At 74.2% G+C, this 16,015-nt stretch carries 12 protein-coding genes; 2 read left to right on the top strand and 10 right to left on the bottom strand.

What is annotated here, in order from left to right:
* Positions 1-104: 104 nt before the first annotated feature.
* The 5 genes from RVR_RS03590 to RVR_RS03610 form a co-directional block, all read right to left on the bottom strand.
* Positions 105-2,402, bottom strand: coding sequence for a putative bifunctional diguanylate cyclase/phosphodiesterase (locus tag RVR_RS03590; RefSeq protein WP_430393213.1), 2,298 nt, complete (start codon positions 2,400-2,402; stop codon positions 105-107).
* Between the two features lie 293 nt (positions 2,403-2,695).
* Positions 2,696-3,514: an SAM-dependent methyltransferase gene (locus tag RVR_RS03595; RefSeq protein ID WP_237405224.1), complete on the bottom strand. Its 819-nt coding sequence runs from the start codon at positions 3,512-3,514 to the stop codon at positions 2,696-2,698.
* A gap of 319 nt (positions 3,515-3,833) precedes the next feature.
* The gene (locus RVR_RS03600) at positions 3,834-5,081 is read right to left on the bottom strand and encodes a carbohydrate-binding protein (protein ID WP_202232452.1); all 1,248 of its coding nucleotides are present in this window, start codon (positions 5,079-5,081) and stop codon (positions 3,834-3,836) included.
* A 195-nt stretch (positions 5,082-5,276) separates the two neighbouring features.
* Positions 5,277-6,692 (bottom strand): C39 family peptidase, encoded by a 1,416-nt coding sequence (locus RVR_RS03605; RefSeq protein WP_202232453.1) that lies wholly within the window; start codon positions 6,690-6,692, stop codon positions 5,277-5,279.
* 158 nt (positions 6,693-6,850) lie between these two features.
* Entirely contained in the window at positions 6,851-7,990 is a 1,140-nt protein-coding gene (locus RVR_RS03610; RefSeq protein WP_202232454.1) for a M24 family metallopeptidase, read from the bottom strand.
* Between the two features lie 257 nt (positions 7,991-8,247).
* Here RVR_RS03610 and RVR_RS03615 point away from each other — a divergent pair, with 257 nt between their 5' ends.
* Positions 8,248-8,865, top strand: a complete 618-nt coding sequence (locus RVR_RS03615) for a uridine kinase family protein (protein WP_237405225.1) — start codon at positions 8,248-8,250, stop codon at positions 8,863-8,865.
* Positions 8,866-9,367: 502 nt separating this feature from the next.
* Positions 9,368-11,296: an AAA family ATPase gene (locus tag RVR_RS03620; RefSeq protein WP_202232455.1), complete on the top strand. Its 1,929-nt coding sequence runs from the start codon at positions 9,368-9,370 to the stop codon at positions 11,294-11,296.
* A gap of 169 nt (positions 11,297-11,465) precedes the next feature.
* On the opposite strand, the gene RVR_RS03625 is transcribed toward RVR_RS03620, so the two are convergent.
* The 5 genes from RVR_RS03625 to RVR_RS03645 form a co-directional block, all read right to left on the bottom strand.
* Positions 11,466-12,587, bottom strand: coding sequence for a hemolysin family protein (locus tag RVR_RS03625; protein WP_202232456.1), 1,122 nt, complete (start codon positions 12,585-12,587; stop codon positions 11,466-11,468).
* Positions 12,587-13,993, bottom strand: coding sequence for a hemolysin family protein (locus tag RVR_RS03630; RefSeq protein ID WP_202232457.1), 1,407 nt, complete (start codon positions 13,991-13,993; stop codon positions 12,587-12,589). Before RVR_RS03630 ends, RVR_RS03625 begins: the two co-directional genes overlap by 1 nt.
* A 255-nt stretch (positions 13,994-14,248) precedes the next feature.
* Positions 14,249-14,761, bottom strand: a complete 513-nt coding sequence (locus RVR_RS03635; protein ID WP_237404548.1) for a PH domain-containing protein — start codon at positions 14,759-14,761, stop codon at positions 14,249-14,251.
* Complete coding sequence (gene hisG / locus RVR_RS03640; RefSeq protein WP_202232458.1) at positions 14,758-15,606, bottom strand: ATP phosphoribosyltransferase; 849 nt, start codon at positions 15,604-15,606, stop codon at positions 14,758-14,760. The genes RVR_RS03635 and hisG overlap by 4 nt, the downstream gene beginning before the upstream one ends.
* Before the next feature lie 134 nt (positions 15,607-15,740).
* Positions 15,741-16,013 (bottom strand): phosphoribosyl-ATP diphosphatase, encoded by a 273-nt coding sequence (locus tag RVR_RS03645; RefSeq protein ID WP_103887687.1) that lies wholly within the window; start codon positions 16,011-16,013, stop codon positions 15,741-15,743.
* Positions 16,014-16,015: the final 2 nt, after the last annotated feature.

Consider the following 16,015-nt stretch of genomic DNA (forward strand, 5'->3'; position numbering starts at 1 on the left):
CGCACGGAGCAGGACCGGCAGGCGGCGGTCCCGGCCCCCGGGCCGCTCCCCCACCGGTGGGGCTCCTCCCCCACCGGTGCGCCCTCCTCAGCGGTGGGCAGCGGTCAACTCGCGTCCGCCAGCAGGAGGGTGCCCATCTGCTCGGGCGGCGCGGGCCGGCCGTAGTACCAGCCCTGGCCGGTGTCGCAGCCCAGGTCGCGCAGGTAGTCGGCCTGGGCGCTGGTCTCCACGCCCTCGACGGTGACGGACAGGCCGAGGCCGTGCGCGAGCGACACGATCCCCTCGACGATCTTCAGGTCGACCGGGTCGGCCGGGTGGTGGCTCATCCCCCGGGAGAACGCGCGGTCGAGCTTGAGCACGCTGACCGGCAGCCAGCGCAGCGAGGAGAGGTTGGAGTAGCCGGTGCCGAAGTCGTCCAGGGCGATCTCCACGCCGAGGTCCGCGATCCGCCGCAGCGGCTTCAAGGCGTCCTGGTCGGCGCCTATCAGCGCGCTCTCGGTGACCTCCAGGCACAGCGCCTCCGGCGCGAGCCCGCTGTCGTCCAGCACCCGGGAGACCTCGGCGACCAGGTCGGGGTGGTGCAACTGGATCGGCGAGAGGTTGACGTTGACCCTGGGCGGCCGCGCGCCGTGGTGGTTGCGCTGCCACACCTCGGCCTGCCGGACCGCCTGCTCCAGCACCCAGCGGCCGAGCGGCACGATCTGCCCGGTGTTCTCGGCGAGCGGGATGAAACGATCCGGCCCGATCACGCCGTGCACCGGGTGGCCCCAGCGGACCAGGGCCTCGGCGCCGTGCACGACGCCGTCGCTCAACCCGATCAGCGGCTGGTACTCGACGAAGAACTCGCCGCGCTCCAGGGCGCCGGGCAGCCGGTTGGTGAGGCTGTGCCGGGTGATCGCGCGGGCGTCGGCGTCGGGGTCGGCCACCTCGTAGCGGTTGCCGCCCAGTTCCTTGGCCCGGTACATGGTGATGTCGGCGCTGCGCAGCACGTCGGCGGCCGCGTGCGAGGCGGTCGGGGTGAGCACGATCCCGATGCTGCCGTGCACCGGCAGTTCGCGGCCGTCCACGAGGACAGGCGTGGCGAACGCCGCCAGGATGCGGCCGGCGAGGTCGGTGACGGCGTCGAGGCCGGGCGGGTCGGTGTAGAGGGCGACGAACTCGTCGCCTCCGATCCTCGCCACGAGCTGGTCCGGCGAGGTCAGGCAGTTCCGCAGCCGGTCGGCGACGGCGACCAGGAGCTGGTCGCCGACCGCGTGGCCGAGGCTGTCGTTGACCGTCTTGAAGCCGTCGAGGTCGAGGTAGCACAGGCCGATCCGGCGGCCGGAGTCCGTGTCCCCGGCGGACGTGCCGCCACCGGACGTGCCGCCACCGGGCGTACCCGCGTCGAGCCCCGCCCCCCGGTCGCCGTCCTCCGCCGTGCCGCCCTTGCCCGCTGACCCGGACGGCCCGCCCGACCCGGACGCCTCCGGTGGGGCGAGTGCCTGGTCGAGCCGTTCGAAGAACAGGGCGCGGTTGGGCAGGCCGGTGAGGGCGTCGTGGGTGGCCTCGTGGCGCAGCCGCTGGAGCAACTGGCGGCGCTCGGTGATGTCCTCCAGCAGGGCGAGCTGGTACTGGGGGTTGCCGGCGGAGTCCCGGAGCAGGGAGACCTGGAGGTTGCCCCACAGCACGGAGCCGTCCGCCCGGGGGTACGCCTTCTCGGTGTGGTAGCCGTCGCGCTCACCGCGGACCAGCTCGCCGTTGAGGGCGCTGACGACCGCGGGGTTCTCGGGGTGGGCCCACTCCGAGACGGTCCGCTGCATGACGTGCTTCTCGCCGCCGAACATCCGGCTGAGCGCATCGTTGATCTCCAGGACGCGGCCGTCGAGGTCGGCGATGCCGATGCCGATCGCGGCACCCTCGAAGACCGCGCGGAAGCGCGCCTCGCTCGCGGCCAGCGCGCGTTCGGCGTCGGCCTGGGCGGCCAGCGCGGCGCGGGAGATCGACTCCTGCTCGTGCAGGGTGCGTTCACGCAGTGCCTGGGAGAAGCCGACGGCGACGGCGTGCTGGAGGCGGGAGCAGCGGGCGCGCACCTCGTCGGCGGTCAGGCCGCCGCCGGGCGGGCAGTACAGCGCGAGGTACGCGTCGATGACGCCGAGGATGCTCGGCAGCGCCTCGGGGTCGGTGCAATGCGCGTCGACCAGCGCGGCGCCGACCGGCACCGCGGCCCGCGGGTCGAACCGGTCGGCGCTCAGCGCGTCGCTCAGCACGCGGGCCAACGGCCGCAGGTACGCCTCCAGTTCGGCCCGGGTCATGGAGGTGGCGGTCAGCGGGAAGACGGCACGGCCCCATATGGCGGCGAACCGGCGCAGGCTGTCGTCGGCCTCGGCCCGGGTACGGAGGTCCGGCCCGGCGTGGGCCTCCACCTCGGGCCCGGCCGCGTCCCCCGCGTGCGCCCGCGGACCCGGCCGGGTGGCGGCACCGGGATCGGCCGACCGCCCGTCAGGGGTCCGCGCGCCGGCGCCGGTACCGACCGGCCGGCCGTCGCCGGCACCGCCGTCACCGGTCGCCGGGTCGGCGACGGCGGCGAGTACGGGGGCGGCGGCCGCAACGGCCGGGTGTCCGCCCGCCGGCCTGGTGGCCGGCCCGGTTGCCGGCCCGGGGGTCGGCCGGGTGCCGGCATGCCACGCCGCGTCACCGGCCGCGGCCGCCCCGGGGGTCACGCCTTCAACCCCACACCGGCGAGCCCGAGCAGTACCACCGGGTCGTCGTCCTCGGCCGGCGGGGTGTTGGGGCGCCAGTAGGGCAGCGGCACGATGCCCGGCTCCACGATCTCGAACCCGTCGAACAGCGGCCGCAGTTCGTCGACCGTACGGTGCACCAGGCGGCTGGCGGTGCGCTGGTAGACCGTCACCACGTCGCGCTGCGCGTCGGACTGGTCGGCCTTGCTCGCCGGGGTGGAGTGCGTGATGACCATGACGCTGCCGGGGGCGAGGGCGTCCCGCAGGGTGCCGATGATCTCGCCCGGGCGGTCGGCCTCGGACAGGAAGTGCACCACCGCGACGAGCATCAGCGCGACCGGCCGGTCCAGGTCGAGCAGCCGCCGGACCTCCGGTGCCTCCAGCACCGAGCGCGGGTCGCGCAGGTCGGCCGCGGCGATCGCGGCGTCCGGGTTGCCCGCCAGCACGGCGCGGCTGTGGGTGACGGCGACCGGGTCGTTGTCCACGTAGACCACGCGGGCGCCGGGGTGCGCCTCCTGGGCGACCTCGTGCACGTTGCCGAAGGTGGGTATGCCCGAGCCGATGTCCAGGAACTGCGTGATGCCGCGCTCCAGCGCGAAGTTGACCGCGCGGCGCATCACGGCCCGGTTGGCCTGGCCGATCTTCGGCATGCCCGGCAGCGCCTTCAACGCGGTCCGGGCCGCCTCCCGGTCGACCTCGAAGTTGTGCGAGCCGCCCAGGAAGTAGTCGTAGATCCTGGAGACGCTCGGCACGGTGATGTCGATCCCCTGCGGGGCCCAGGACGGTCGGTCGGTCACGGTCGGTGTCTCCAGGTCGGGGGAGGTGCGGACGCGGCAGGCGGGCGGGACCGGATCGAGCAGACTCCCGGATGCTCGACCGAGGTTACTGATCACGTGTTCGGAGTGAAGCACATCACCGGGAACCCGAGGTCCGTTTTGCTCCGCTAGCACCGGCATGTACCGATGCGGATACGCGCACCTGCGGAGACGCGCACCCAGCAGGAAGGGCCCGCGGCGCGAGAGCGCCCCGGGCCCGACCCTAGCGCGTGGACGGCGATCGGATCAGCGCAATGATCGGATCAGTGCGCGGAAGGGTGAACTCGCCGTCCCCGTCGGCTCAGCAGGCTCCCTCGTCCTTCCAGACGCCCCACTCACCGGTGGTGCCGGGCGTCTCGTTCGTGGTCCACCACTGGGCGAGCCACTTGTGGCCGCCGTAGGACACCTCGTTGCCACCGGTGTAGACGGCGGACGCGCTCCAGGCCGCCACGTCGGCGCAGTCGCCGCCGGCCGGGGTGGTGGGCGGCGTGGTGGGCGGCGAGGTCGGCGGGTTGGTGGGCGGGGTCGCGCCGGCGAACTTCACCGAGTACTTGGCGAAGTCCCACGAGCTCTGCGGGACCGAGCTGCACGAGCCCGAGGTGCTGCCGTTGTTGTCCGGCGGGTTGCACTGCAGGTCGCGGTTGAGCGACCAGAAGGTGAAGCGGCCCATGCCGTGGCTGGTGGCGTAGTCCAGCACGGTCTGGAAGTCCGCCTGGTAGAAGTACTCGCCGCTGTCGCTGCGGCCGTTCATGCCGGAGAAGCCCTCGTGGGCGTAGGCGGTGGCGGCGCTCCAGCCGAAGGTGGTCTGGAGCAGGCCGTTGAACGCGGTCAGCGCCGCGGTCTGGGAGGCGGCGCCGTTGAAGCCGCCGTCGAACGGCATGATGGAGAAGTTGTTCGGGGTGAAGCCGAGCGTCTTGGCCTCGTTGAGCATCTGCTGCCCGAACCAGCCGGTGCCGGCCGCGGTGCCCGGGGTGGTCACCGAGATGTAGATGCCGGGGTTGTTGCGCTGGAGGATCTGGGCGGCGCCCAGTTCGTTGGCGACGGCCGCGGTGTTCTCGTACTCCGGCTCCTCCAGGTCGAAGTCGATCGCCTTGAGCTGGTACTTGTCGACGACCTGCTGGTAGGCGGCCGCGGTCGCGGCCGCGCCGGAACACGCCTGGCCGAGCTTGGTGCCGCCGTATCCGCCGATCGAGACGGACACGTCGCCGCCCTTGGCCCGGATCGCGGAGATGGTGTTGGCGACCGAGGTGTCCGAGGACACCGCGGCGGTACCGCCCCAGGTCGGGCTGCACCCGCCGCCGTTGGGGGCGAGGATGAAGGCGAGCTGGAAGGCCTTGAGGCCGGTGGCGTCCATGATCGCCGTGGCGCTCGGCGGGTTGTTGTCCAGCGGCATCAAGTAGGGCGCGGCGGCGTACCAGTTGCTGCTCAGCGCGTTGGCCGTGGGGGTCGCACTGGCCTCGCCGGCGCCGAGGGCGGCCGCGGTGCCCAGCCCGGCGACGGCCAGGACCGCGGCGGCCACTCCCGTGCCGAGGGCTTTGAGACGGTTCACGTCGGACCTCCTGTGGGGGAACGTGCCAGCAGGTTCCTGCGGTGATCCGTACGCGTCAATAGGTTGGTCCAGACCTTTGGGTCAATCCACAAATTGGTCTCTACCAGTTCGGCGGGCACGCCGAAGGGCCCCGGTCGCGCGCGGGACGCGCGCGGCCGGGGCCCGCGGAGCCGGCCCGGGAGGCCGGCGCCGGACTCAGACGACGCCGACGGACTCCAGCGCGCGCCGCTGCCCGGGGCTCGGCTTGACCGGGAAGTACAGGTAGGCCACACCGCCGGAGCCGGAGCCCACCGAGCCGGTCGCGGTGATCCGCTTCGTACGCAGCCACACGGTCTCGAACTGCGCCCGCTTGTAGACGTTGCGCACCGCGTCGTCGTCCGCGCTGGCGGGGTCGTTGGCGACCACGTCGCCCTCGGCGGTGAAGCCGACGATGCACATCAGGTGCCCGGACGTGCTGTAGTTCGCCCCGTCCAGTTCGCTGGCGAGGAACGACTGCGAGGTGATGACCGGGATGCCGGCCTTCACCAGGCGCTCGATGTCGTTGAGCGAGTGCAGTTGGGTGACGACGCCCTGCAGGTCCTGGTAGGTGGCCGCGTAGGCGGCGTTGAACGGCCAGTTGCCGCAGCCCTCGTACTGGTAGTCGTACGTGTAGCGGGCGCCCTGGTCGACCTGCGGGTCGGCGTAGGAGGGGTCCACCCAGGACAGGTCCGCGGCGCTCGGGCCGCGCCCCCAGTACTCGATGACCATGGTGGAGGAGGTGGGGCTGCACCACGCCTCGCCGCCGTTGTCGTACTGCGGGTACTGGCCCTTGTGGATGTCCTGGGAGTAGCGCGGCACCGGCAGTTCGACGGCGCCCTTCAGACCCGGCACCGACGCCGGCACGGTGTAGCGGTCCGGGATGTTCGAGGCGAACGCGCCCACCCGCCACACCGTGGGCGTGTCGCCGCTGCCGGGCTTGCGGTAGAGGGTGACCCGCAACCGGTACGAGGCCAGCAGCCTGCCCGCGCTCGCGTCGTCGATCGCGAACGTGTCGGTGTAGATGCTGCTGGTGTCGTCGCCCTGGCCGTCCACGGAGGTGCGGCGGATGTCCTCGTCGCCGTCGCCGGAGGTCCAGCGGCCCATCACGTAGGCGGGGGCGGCGGTGCCGTCGGTGTACGTGCCCAGCAGCTCGACCTGGAGCCAGGTGCCCGCGGGGGTGTGCGCGTTCCAGGAGGAGACCAGTTCGGTGGCCGGGTGCGGGAGCCTGCGCACCGGCGAGGTCCAGGAGGCGTACTCGTAGGAGGCGGTCGTGCCGGTGTGCGGGTCGGTGTAGTCCGTGGTGCCGGCCGGGCGGACGATGCGCACCCCGGGGCGGGAGCCGGGCACCGGCAGGGTGCCCTGGTGCTCGCCGAACAGCCAGTCGGGGTAGGTGCTCCAGCCGTGGTAGTCGACCGGCGCGGGGTCGGCAGCGGCGGCGCCCTTGCCGCCGCCCTGCGCGGGCCGCCCGGCGGGGGTCCCGGTGCCGGCGGCGGCCGGCGCTGCGGAGGCGGTCTGCGCGTTCGAGGCGGCGACGGCGGCCGCGGCGGCGAGCGCGGCGGTCAGCACGGCACGCCGGGGCGCGTTACTGGTCATGTGGGTGGTACCTCGGTTCCCCTCGACGTGAACGGGAGATGGCCCGTCCGGGCCCTGCTGGGGCACGGCGGGTGCCGACCACTATCGTCGCTGGACGGGCCGTCCACCAGGGTTGACGTGTTCCCGGACGGATCATTATTGGCCTATACCACTGACGGTCACCCGGGAAGAACGACCAGGTCACGCCCGGTCAGGTTGAGCCGCTCCCCGCCGTCCTCGGTGCACACCGCGATGTCCTCGATGCGCGCGCCGAACCGGCCGGGCAGGTAGATCCCCGGCTCGATCGAGAACGCCATCCCCGGCTCCAGCGGCCGCGCGCTGCCCGCGACGATGTACGGCTCCTCGTGCGTCTCCAGGCCGATGCCGTGGCCGGTGCGGTGGATGAAGTGGTCGCCGTACCCGGCCGCGGCGATCCGGTCCCGGCCCACCGCGTCCAACTGCTCCGCGGTGACCCCGGGGCGGACCGCCCGCGTCTGCGCGGTCTGCGCGGCGAGCAGCACCTCGTACAGCTCCCGGAACTCCGCGGGGGGCTCGCCCACCGCGTAGGTGCGGGTGGAGTCGGAGCAGTAGCCCTCCGCGGTGGTGCCGCCGATGTCCACCACGACCGGGTCGCCGGCCTTCACCACCCGGTCGGAGACCTCGTGGTGCGGGCTGGCGCCGTTGGGACCGGAGCCGACGATGACGAAGTCCACGGTCGCGTGGCCGGCCGCGATGATCGCGTCGGCGATGTCCCCGGCGATCTCGCGCTCGGTGCGGCCGGGCCGCAGCCACTCGCCGATCCTGCGGTGCACCCGGTCGATCGCGGCACCCGCCCGGCGCAGCGCCTCCACCTCCGCGGGACTCTTGCGCATCCGCAGCACCGACAGCACGTCACCGGCCAGGCCCGCCTGCGCGGTGGGCAGCGCGTCCTGGAAGGCGAGCAGCTTCTCGGCCCACATGTGGTTGTCGACCGCGAAGCGGGCGACGTGCGGCGGGAGCCGGCGGGCGATCATCGCGTACGCGTCGTCCGTCTCGGCGAAGCCCACGATCTCCACGCCCAGCGAGCCGGCCGGGGACGCCTCGGCGGCGGCCTTCTCCAGCGCGGGCACCACCAGGAACGGGTCGCCCTCCGCGGGCACCACCAGGCAGGTCAGCCGCTCCAGCGGCAGCGCCTGATAGCCGGTCAGGTAGCGCAGGTCCGCGCCCGGGGAGACGAGCAGCGCGTCGAGCCCCGCGTCCTCGGCGGCCCGCCGGGCCCGGTCCAGTCGCTCCGGCGGGAACAGTTTAGCCGCGCCGGCCTTGCCAGTGGATTCGCTCACGGCCCCACGGTAACGGCGTCCCCGGGGCGGCGCGCGGAATTGCCCGCGGCCGGCCCGCGCGTGGCGCGCCCGCGGTCGGGAGGGGCCGCGGGCCGCGGCGAGCCGCCGCTGCGAGCCGCCGGCGGACCCGAGCCGCCCGCGCGTGGCGCGCCGGCGCCCGCGGACCGGACGGGGCGGCCGGCCCCGGCGCGCCGGCGGACGGCGCGGCCACCGGCGCCCCGGGGGCGCTCGCCCCGTATGGTCGCGGGGTGGCGGAGATGACGTTGGCGGAGATGGCCGCAGGCATGCAAGGGCTCGCACCGTCGTGCGGCGCGACCAGGGTGATCGCGGTGGACGGCCACGCGGGCGCCGGGAAGACGACGCTCGCCGGGCGGCTGGCGGCGGCCTTGGACGGTTGCCCGGTCGTGCACACGGACGACCTGGCCACCCACGAGGAGCCGTTCGGATGGACGGACCGGCTGGCCGCGCAGGTGCTCGCGCCGCTGCGCGCCGGCCGCGACGGCGTGCACGAGGTCTACGACTGGCACGCGCGGCGCTTCGCGGGCGAGCGCGCCGTGGCCGCGTCCCCGTACCTGCTGCTGGAAGGGGTCGGCACCGGCCGGGCCGCACTGCGGCCGCACCTGACGCTGACGCTGTGGCTGGAGGTCGGGCCGGCCGAGGCGCACCGGCGCGGACTGCGCCGGGACGGACCGGAGTTGACCCGTTTCTGGACCGGCTGGACCGCCGCGGAGGACGCGCACTTCGCCGCCGACCCCACCCGCCCGCACGCCGACCTGCTGGTCCACCAGGACCGGGGCCGCGACGGCGGCTACCGGTTCGCCCCGGGACCGGCCGCCCGCGCGCTCCCGGGACCCACGGATCGTCACGGAAGGTGATCATCCGGTGCCGTCCTGCTGCGGCTCGGCGCGACCGGAACCGTCCGGTCGAATGCGGTCGGGAGGCGATCGGAATCGCTCGGTGATCACGCGCGTTCCCGCCACGAACAGGCGTCCGTGATCGCTTGACCGGCCGGGTCTCCAGAGATTACGTTTTCAACCAGCGGCTCTGAGCGGCCGCTCAGCAGGCGCGGAGCCCCCGATTGTTCCCCCGTGATCGGGGGCTCCGTCCTGCCCTCGGCGCCGTCGGCCGCGCCGCGCGGCCCGCCGCGCCCCTTACCTACCGTGACGGACTGGCGCCTCCGCACGCCCTCCCCCGCACGCCGCGCGCTCCCGTCCGGCTTGCCTGCGCGCCCTACGGTGATCGGACCATCGCGGGTACGATGCGCGAAGGGGTCGGTGCGGTGCCTGGGGGGTATCGCAGTCTGCTCAACTCACGCCCGTTGGCCACGGGTTGGGAGTGCATGTCCGCGAGGCGGGGGGACGGAGTGGTGGGGACTTGATGGACTTCGGCACCGACCGCCCGGGCGCGCCGGCCGATCTGGCCTGGTTGCGCGGGGTGGAGGCGTACACCATGGGCGCGTACGTGCAGGCCGAGGAGGAGTTCAGGTCCGCGGTCCGGACGGACCCGGGGATGGCCGACGCGTGGCTGGGCCTGCACGCGCTGCGCGCCGACACCTCCATCGCGCTGCTCCAGATGTACCGGCACCGCGACCGCTTCGGCGAGCAGCGCGCCGCCCACCGACGCACCCTCAACTCCTGGTACTGGCTGGGCTGGTGGGTGCAGCCGGTGCTGGAGACCAGCCGCGACCTCCAGCTCGCGCACGCCTCGCACTGGCTGGACGGCCGCCATGTCGCCGAGCTCGACCGGGCGTTGGCCGACTGCCCGCCGGTCGACACCGATCCGCAGGTGCGCTTCCTGCACGCCTGCCGCGCCTACCTGGTCAAGGACTGGGAGCGGCTGGTCCGGCACACCGAACCGCTGCTCGGCGATCCCGTCCTCGGCATCGAGGCCGGGCTGTTCGGCGGGATGGCCCGGGTCCGGCTGGAGATGTGCGGCCAGGCCGAACCGCTGCTGTCCGCCGCGCTGATGCGGTGCCGCAGCGAGCAGCCGCAGCGCAAGGAACTGCGCTACTGGCTCGCCCGCGCCTACGAGGGCACCGGCCGCAGCGCCGCCGCGGTGCCGCTCTACCGCGCCGTGCACCGGGTGGACCCGGCCTTCATGGACACCTCCGCCCGGCTCGCCGCCATCCACGAGTCGGACGACGGCCTCGACGAGGGCGCGGGCCTGGCCGCGGTGTCGCTGGCCGGGGGCAGCGGCCAGGCGGTGCCCGAGGGCGGCGACCCCGAGACCGGCTACCCCGTCGACTTCCCGCCCGACCCGTCGGCGGCCGCCGGCCCCGGCCCGGACACCGAGGCCGAGTTGGACGAGTCGCTGCTGATCGCCGGGCCGCTGGGCGACGCCGTGCGCGACCGCGCCGCCACGCTGCCCGGCCCGGTCGGCGCCGCGGGCCCGGCCGGACTGCCGCTCGGCGGTTCGGACCCGGTGCTGCTCGCCGAGGCGCTCGCCGAGCTGGACCGGATGGTCGGGCTGGAGCCGGTCAAGCGCCAGGTGCGCGCGCTGTCGGCCCAGTTGCGGATGGCCCGGCTGCGGGCCGGACAGGGCCTGCCGGTGCAACCGCCGAAACGCCACTTCGTCTTCTCCGGCCCGTCGGGCACCGGCAAGACCACCGTCGCCCGCATCCTGGGCCGGGTCTTCTACGCCCTCGGCCTGCTCGGCGGCGACCACCTGGTGGAAGCCCAACGCTCCGACCTGGTCGGCGAGTTCCTCGGTCAGACCGCGGTGAAGGCGAACGAGCTGATCGACTCCGCACTCGGCGGCGTGCTCTTCGTGGACGAGGCGTACGCCCTGTCCAACTCCGGCTACAGCAAGGGCGACGCCTACGGCGACGAGGCGCTCCAGGTGCTGCTGAAGCGGGCCGAGGACAACCGCGACCGGCTGGTGGTCATCCTGGCGGGCTACCCCGAGGGCATGGACCGGCTGCTGGCGGTGAACCCCGGCCTCGGCTCGCGCTTCACCACCCGGGTGGACTTCCCCAGTTACCGCCCCCAGGAGCTGACCCGGATCGGCGAGGTGCTCGCCGGCGAGAACGGCGACCGCTGGGACGACGAGGCGCTGGACGAGCTCGCCGCGATCAACGGGCACGTCGTGGACCAGGGGTGGGTCGACGAGCTGGGCAACGGCCGGCTGCTGCGCACCCTGTACGAGAAGAGCTGCGCCTACCGCGACCTGCGGCTGTCGGAGTACCCGTCGACGCCCGGCCGCGACGAACTGGCCACGCTCCGGCTGCCGGACCTCATGCAGGCGTACGGCGAGGTGCTCTCCGGGCGGGGCCCCGGCACCCCGCCGCCCGCCGAGCCGGCGGAGTAGCACCGGCCCGGCGGCCGGGGACAAGCGGCCACCGGCCCGGCGGCCGGGGACAAGCGGCCGGGAGCTGGGACCCGCGGGCCGGAGGCCGGGTCGGCACCCCGGCACCCCGCCATCCGGCTTCCGGCTTCCGGCTTCCGCCATCCGGCCTCCGGCTTCCGGCTTCCGGCCGTCAGCGGACCAGTTCGCCCGTCGCGCCGCCGGCCTGGGCCGGCCCCGGCACCTGCGCGGCGCCCGCGGTGCCGCTCTTGCGCGCGGCCGCCCGGTGCGCGGGGTCCCTGACCTCGCCGACGAGCATCTCCAGCACGTCCTCCAGGGCGACCAGGCCGAGTACCCGGCCCTGCCCGTCGGTGACGGACGCGAGGTGGGTGGCGGCGCGGCGCATGGCGGTGAGCGCGTCGTCGAGCGGCAGGTCGGCGCGCAGCGTGGTCATCGGGCGCCAGAGCCGCTGCGGCACCGACTGGTCCGGGTCCTCCACGTCGAGGATGTCCTTGACGTGCAGGTAGCCCAGGTAGCCGGAGCCCGCGGTCGCGTCGGCGGCGACCGGGAAGCGGGAGTAGCCGGTCCGCACCGTCAGCGCCTCGATCTCGCGGGCGGTCGCCGCCGGGCCGAGCGTGACCAGCTCGTCGGGGGTGAGCAGGACCTCGGTGACGGTGCGGGTGCCCAGTTCCAGGGCGTCCTCCAGCCGTTCCTGCTCGTCGGAGTCGAGCAGCCCGGCCGCGCGGGCGTCCTCCACCAGCACGGTCAGCTCCGCGCGGGTGAAGACCGCGTCGACCTCGTCCTTCGGCTCGACGCGGAAGACCCGCAGGATCAGCCGGGCGCACGCGCCGAGCACCGCGGTCACCGGCCGGAACACCCGGGCGAAGCCGACCAGCCCCGGGGCGAGCCGCAGCGCGGCCTTCTCCGGGTCGGACATCGCCAGGTTCTTCGGCACCATCTCGCCGATCACCAGGTGCAGGAAGACCACGATCGCCAGCGCCAGCACGTATCCGACGGGGTGCACCAGGCCGTGCGGGACGTGGGCGGCGGAGAAGGCCGGCTCCAGCAGACGGGCGACGGTCGGTTCGGCGACCGCGCCGAGCGTCAGCGAGCAGACGGTGACCCCGAACTGCGCGGCGGCCATCATCTGGGGCAGGTGCTCCAGCCCGTACAGCACGGTACGGGCGGAGCGCTGCTCGGCCGCGTGCTGCTCGATCTGGCTGCGGCGCACGGAGACGAGCGCGAACTCGGCGGCGACGAAGAAGCCGTTGCCGAGCACGAGCAGGACCGCGAAGAGGAGTTGGAGGAGGCTCATCACCGGTCACTCCCCTCGGGGCCCGCGACGGTCACCGCGGCCGGGCGGTGCCCGCCCCTGCCGTCCGTCCCGTCGCCGGGCACGGCGCCCGGGTCGTCCGGCGCGGTCGTCCGCACGATCCCGACGCGCTCGGCGCGGTGGTGGCCGACCTCCTCCACGCGCAGCAGCCAGCCGGGCAGCTCGGCGGTGTCGCCGACCTCGGGGATGCGGCCGAGCAGGTCGGCCACCAGCCCGGCGACGGTCTCGTAGGGGCCCTCGGGCGCGGCGAGGCCGATCCGGGCGAGGGTGTCGATCCGGCAGCCGCCGTCCGCGGTCCACGCGGGGCGCCCGTCCTCGGCCGGCGCCTGGGCGAGGTCGGGCAGGTCGACGCTGTCGTGCTCGTCGCGGACCTCGCCGACCAGCTCCTCGACGATGTCCTCCAGGGTGACCACGCCGGCGGTGCCGCCGTACTCGTCGACCACGACCGCGATCGGCTGCTGGTTGCGCAGCAGTTCCAGCAGGTGCTGGACCGGCAGCGTCTCGGGGACCAGCAGCGGGGCGACGGCGATCCGGGAGACCGGTGTGCGCCCGCGCACGGCGGCGGGAACCGCGAGCGCGTCCTTGAGGTGGACCATGCCGGTGGTGTCGTCCAGGCGCTCCCGGTAGACGGGGAACCGGGACAGGCCGGTGGCGCGGGTGAGGTTGAGGACGTCGGCGGCGGTCGCGGTGTCCTCCAGGGCGCTGACCCGGACCCGGGGCGTCATGACGTTCTCCGCGGTGAGGTCGCCGAGCGACAGGGTGCGGACGAACAGGTCGGCGGTGTCCGGCTCCAGCGCGCCGGCGAGCGCGGAGTGCCGGGCCAGCGAGACCAGCTCGCCCGGGGTGCGGGCGGAGTCCAACTCGTCGGTGGGCTCCACGCCGAGCATCCGCACCAGGCGGTTCGCGGCGCGGTTGAGCAGTTCGATCACCGGGCGGAAGGCGCGGGAGAAGGCGCGCTGCGGGCCGGCCACCACCCGCGCGACGGCCAGCGGACGCGAGACCGCCCAGTTCTTCGGTACGAGTTCGCCGATCACCATCTGCACGCCGGAGGCGACCATCATGCCGATCACCACGGCGACGCCGGGGGCGACGCCCTCCGGCAGGCCGGCGGCGTGCAGCGGGTCCTCCAGCAGGGCGCCGAGCGCGGGCTCGGCGAGCATGCCGACGACCAGCGAGGTGATGGTGATGCCGAGCTGGGTGCCCGAGAGCTGGAAGGAGAGCTTCCGCAGAGCGGCGACCACGCTGCGGGCCCTGCGGTCGCCTTCGGCCGCGGCCCGCTCGGCGGCGGGGCGCTCCACCGTGACCAGCCCGAACTCGGCGGCGACGAAGAAGCCGTTGGCCAGGATCAGGACGAAGGCCGCCGCGAGCGGCAGCAACGAGGTGCTCATGAGGCCGCCGCCCCGCGTTTCCGGTCGTCTTTCCGGGCGGGAGGGGCGGCGCAGGTACTACCGGACGGTTCGTCCATCGGGGTGTGAGTGTCACTCCTCGGGTGGGCGCTGCGCGGGGCTGCGCCGGGGTGGGGTGCGCGCGGTGGGCGCGCTTGGGCATCCAGGGTAGTCACTGCGGGCCCGCCCGCGAAGTGACGGTGCCCACGAGGCGGCGAGCGCGTCCCGGCGGCGGCCGTTCACGCGGGGACGCGCTGCCTAGAGGTGGCCGTCCTCGCGGGGAGGGGCCTCGCCCAGGGCCGCGACCAGCTCGCGCAGCCGGCGGGCGTCCCGCACCGCCTGCGCGCGGGCGATGCCGGGCTGGATGCCCATCACCGCCAGTGTGGTGCCGTCGGCGAGGTCGAGCCGGACCCAGGCGTCGCCGTGGCCGAGGTTGACCCCGAGCACCTCGGCCCAGGCCAGGCGCCGCCGCACCGTGAGGTTCACCACCGTGAGCCCGCCGGCGTCGGCGACGGCCTTCGGCCGGCTCAGCAGCGTCAGGCCCGCGCCGATCAGCACCGCCGTGACGACCACGGTGGCACGCTCGGCGGTACTCCAGGGCGAGGCGCCGTCACGGGGCATCAGCACGGCGACGGCGGTGAGCACCACCACGATCGCCACCGCGAGCGTGAGCAGCACGACGCGGGTGAGGACCGGCCGGAAGGTGACCGGCAGGTCGGACCGCGCGGCGGCGGCAGCGGGGTGCTCCGCCGGGCCGGCGGGCACCGTCACAGCCGGGCGGCGTGGATGCCGGTGGTCAGGATCGCGCGGGCGCCCAGGTCGTAGAGCTGGTCCATGATGATCTGGGCCTCGGCGGTCGGGACCATCGCGCGGACCGCGACCCAGCCCTCGTGGTGCAGCGGGGAGACGGTCGGCGACTCCAGGCCGGGGGTGAGCGCGACGGCCTTCTCGACCTGCTCGACGCGGATGTCGTAGTCCATCATGACGTACCGCCGGGCGACCAGGACGCCCTGCAGGCGGCGCAGGAACTTCCGCACCTCGACGTCGTCGGCGTCGGCGCCGGTGCGGCGGATGACGACCGCCTCCGACTCCATGATCGGCTCGCCGAACGCCTCCAGCCCGGCGTTGCGCAGCGAGGTGCCGGTCTCCACCACGTCGGCGATGACCTGGGCGACGCCGAGTTGGATCGCGGTCTCCACGGCGCCGTCGAGGTGCACGACGGACGCGGACACGCCGCTGTCGGCCAGGTGCTTGCCGACCACGCCCTCGTAGGAGGTGGCGACGGTCAGTCCGGCCAGGTCGGCCACGCCGGTGGCGGTGCCGGGCGCGGCGGCGTACCGGAAGGTCGATCGCGCGAAGCCGAGTTGCAGGATCTCCTCGGCGCTCGCCCCGGAGTCCAGCAGCAGGTCGCGGCCGGTGATGCCGATGTCGAGCCGGCCGGAGCTGACGTAGATCGCGATGTCGCGCGGGCGCAGGTAGAAGAACTCGACGTCGTTGACGTTGTCGAAGAGGACGAGTTCCTTGGACTCCTTGCGCTGGCGGTACCCGGCCTCATGGAGCATGGCCGCCGCGGGTCCGGACAGTGCGCCCTTGTTCGGTACGGCGATGCGGAGCATGGGGTCGGGTTCCTTTTCCTCGTGGCGGTGCCGGGGTGCGGGTGCCGGGGTGCGGGTTGCCGGCGGCGGTGGCCCGGGCCGGCGGGGTGCGGTGGTGGAACGGAGGTGGTGCGGTGCGGTCGGTGGAGCCGCGGTCACAGATGGGCGTAGACGTCCTCCAGGGAGATCCCGCGCGCCACCATCATCACCTGGACGTGGTAGAGCAGTTGCGAGATCTCCTCGGCGGTCGCGTCCGGTCCTTCGTACTCGGCCGCCATCCACACCTCGGCGGCCTCCTCGACGACCTTCTTGCCGATCGCGTGGACGCCCTTCCCGACGAGTTCCGCGGTGCGGGAGGTGCTGGGGTCGCCGGTGGCGGCCTTCTGCCGGAGCTCGCTGAACAGCTCCTCGAATGTCTTGTCAGCCATGG

Source organism: Streptomyces sp. SN-593, assembly GCF_016756395.1.
Taxonomy (GTDB): Bacteria; Actinomycetota; Actinomycetes; order Streptomycetales; family Streptomycetaceae; genus Actinacidiphila; species Actinacidiphila reveromycinica.

Excerpts from the sequence above, each read along its gene's own strand:
- RVR_RS03605 (WP_202232453.1), bottom strand. The coding sequence starts at position 6,692 with ATGACCAGTAACGCGCCCCGGCGTGCCGTGCTGACCGCCGCGCTCGCC.
- RVR_RS03630 (WP_202232457.1), bottom strand. The coding sequence starts at position 13,993 with ATGAGCACCTCGTTGCTGCCGCTCGCGGCGGCCTTCGTCCTGATCCTG.
- RVR_RS03625 (WP_202232456.1), bottom strand. The coding sequence starts at position 12,587 with ATGAGCCTCCTCCAACTCCTCTTCGCGGTCCTGCTCGTGCTCGGCAAC.
- RVR_RS03615 (WP_237405225.1), top strand. The coding sequence starts at position 8,248 with ATGACGTTGGCGGAGATGGCCGCAGGCATGCAAGGGCTCGCACCGTCG.
- hisG (WP_202232458.1), bottom strand. The coding sequence starts at position 15,606 with ATGCTCCGCATCGCCGTACCGAACAAGGGCGCACTGTCCGGACCCGCG.
- RVR_RS03645 (WP_103887687.1), bottom strand. The coding sequence starts at position 16,013 with ATGGCTGACAAGACATTCGAGGAGCTGTTCAGCGAGCTCCGGCAGAAG.
- RVR_RS03620 (WP_202232455.1), top strand. The coding sequence starts at position 9,368 with ATGGACTTCGGCACCGACCGCCCGGGCGCGCCGGCCGATCTGGCCTGG.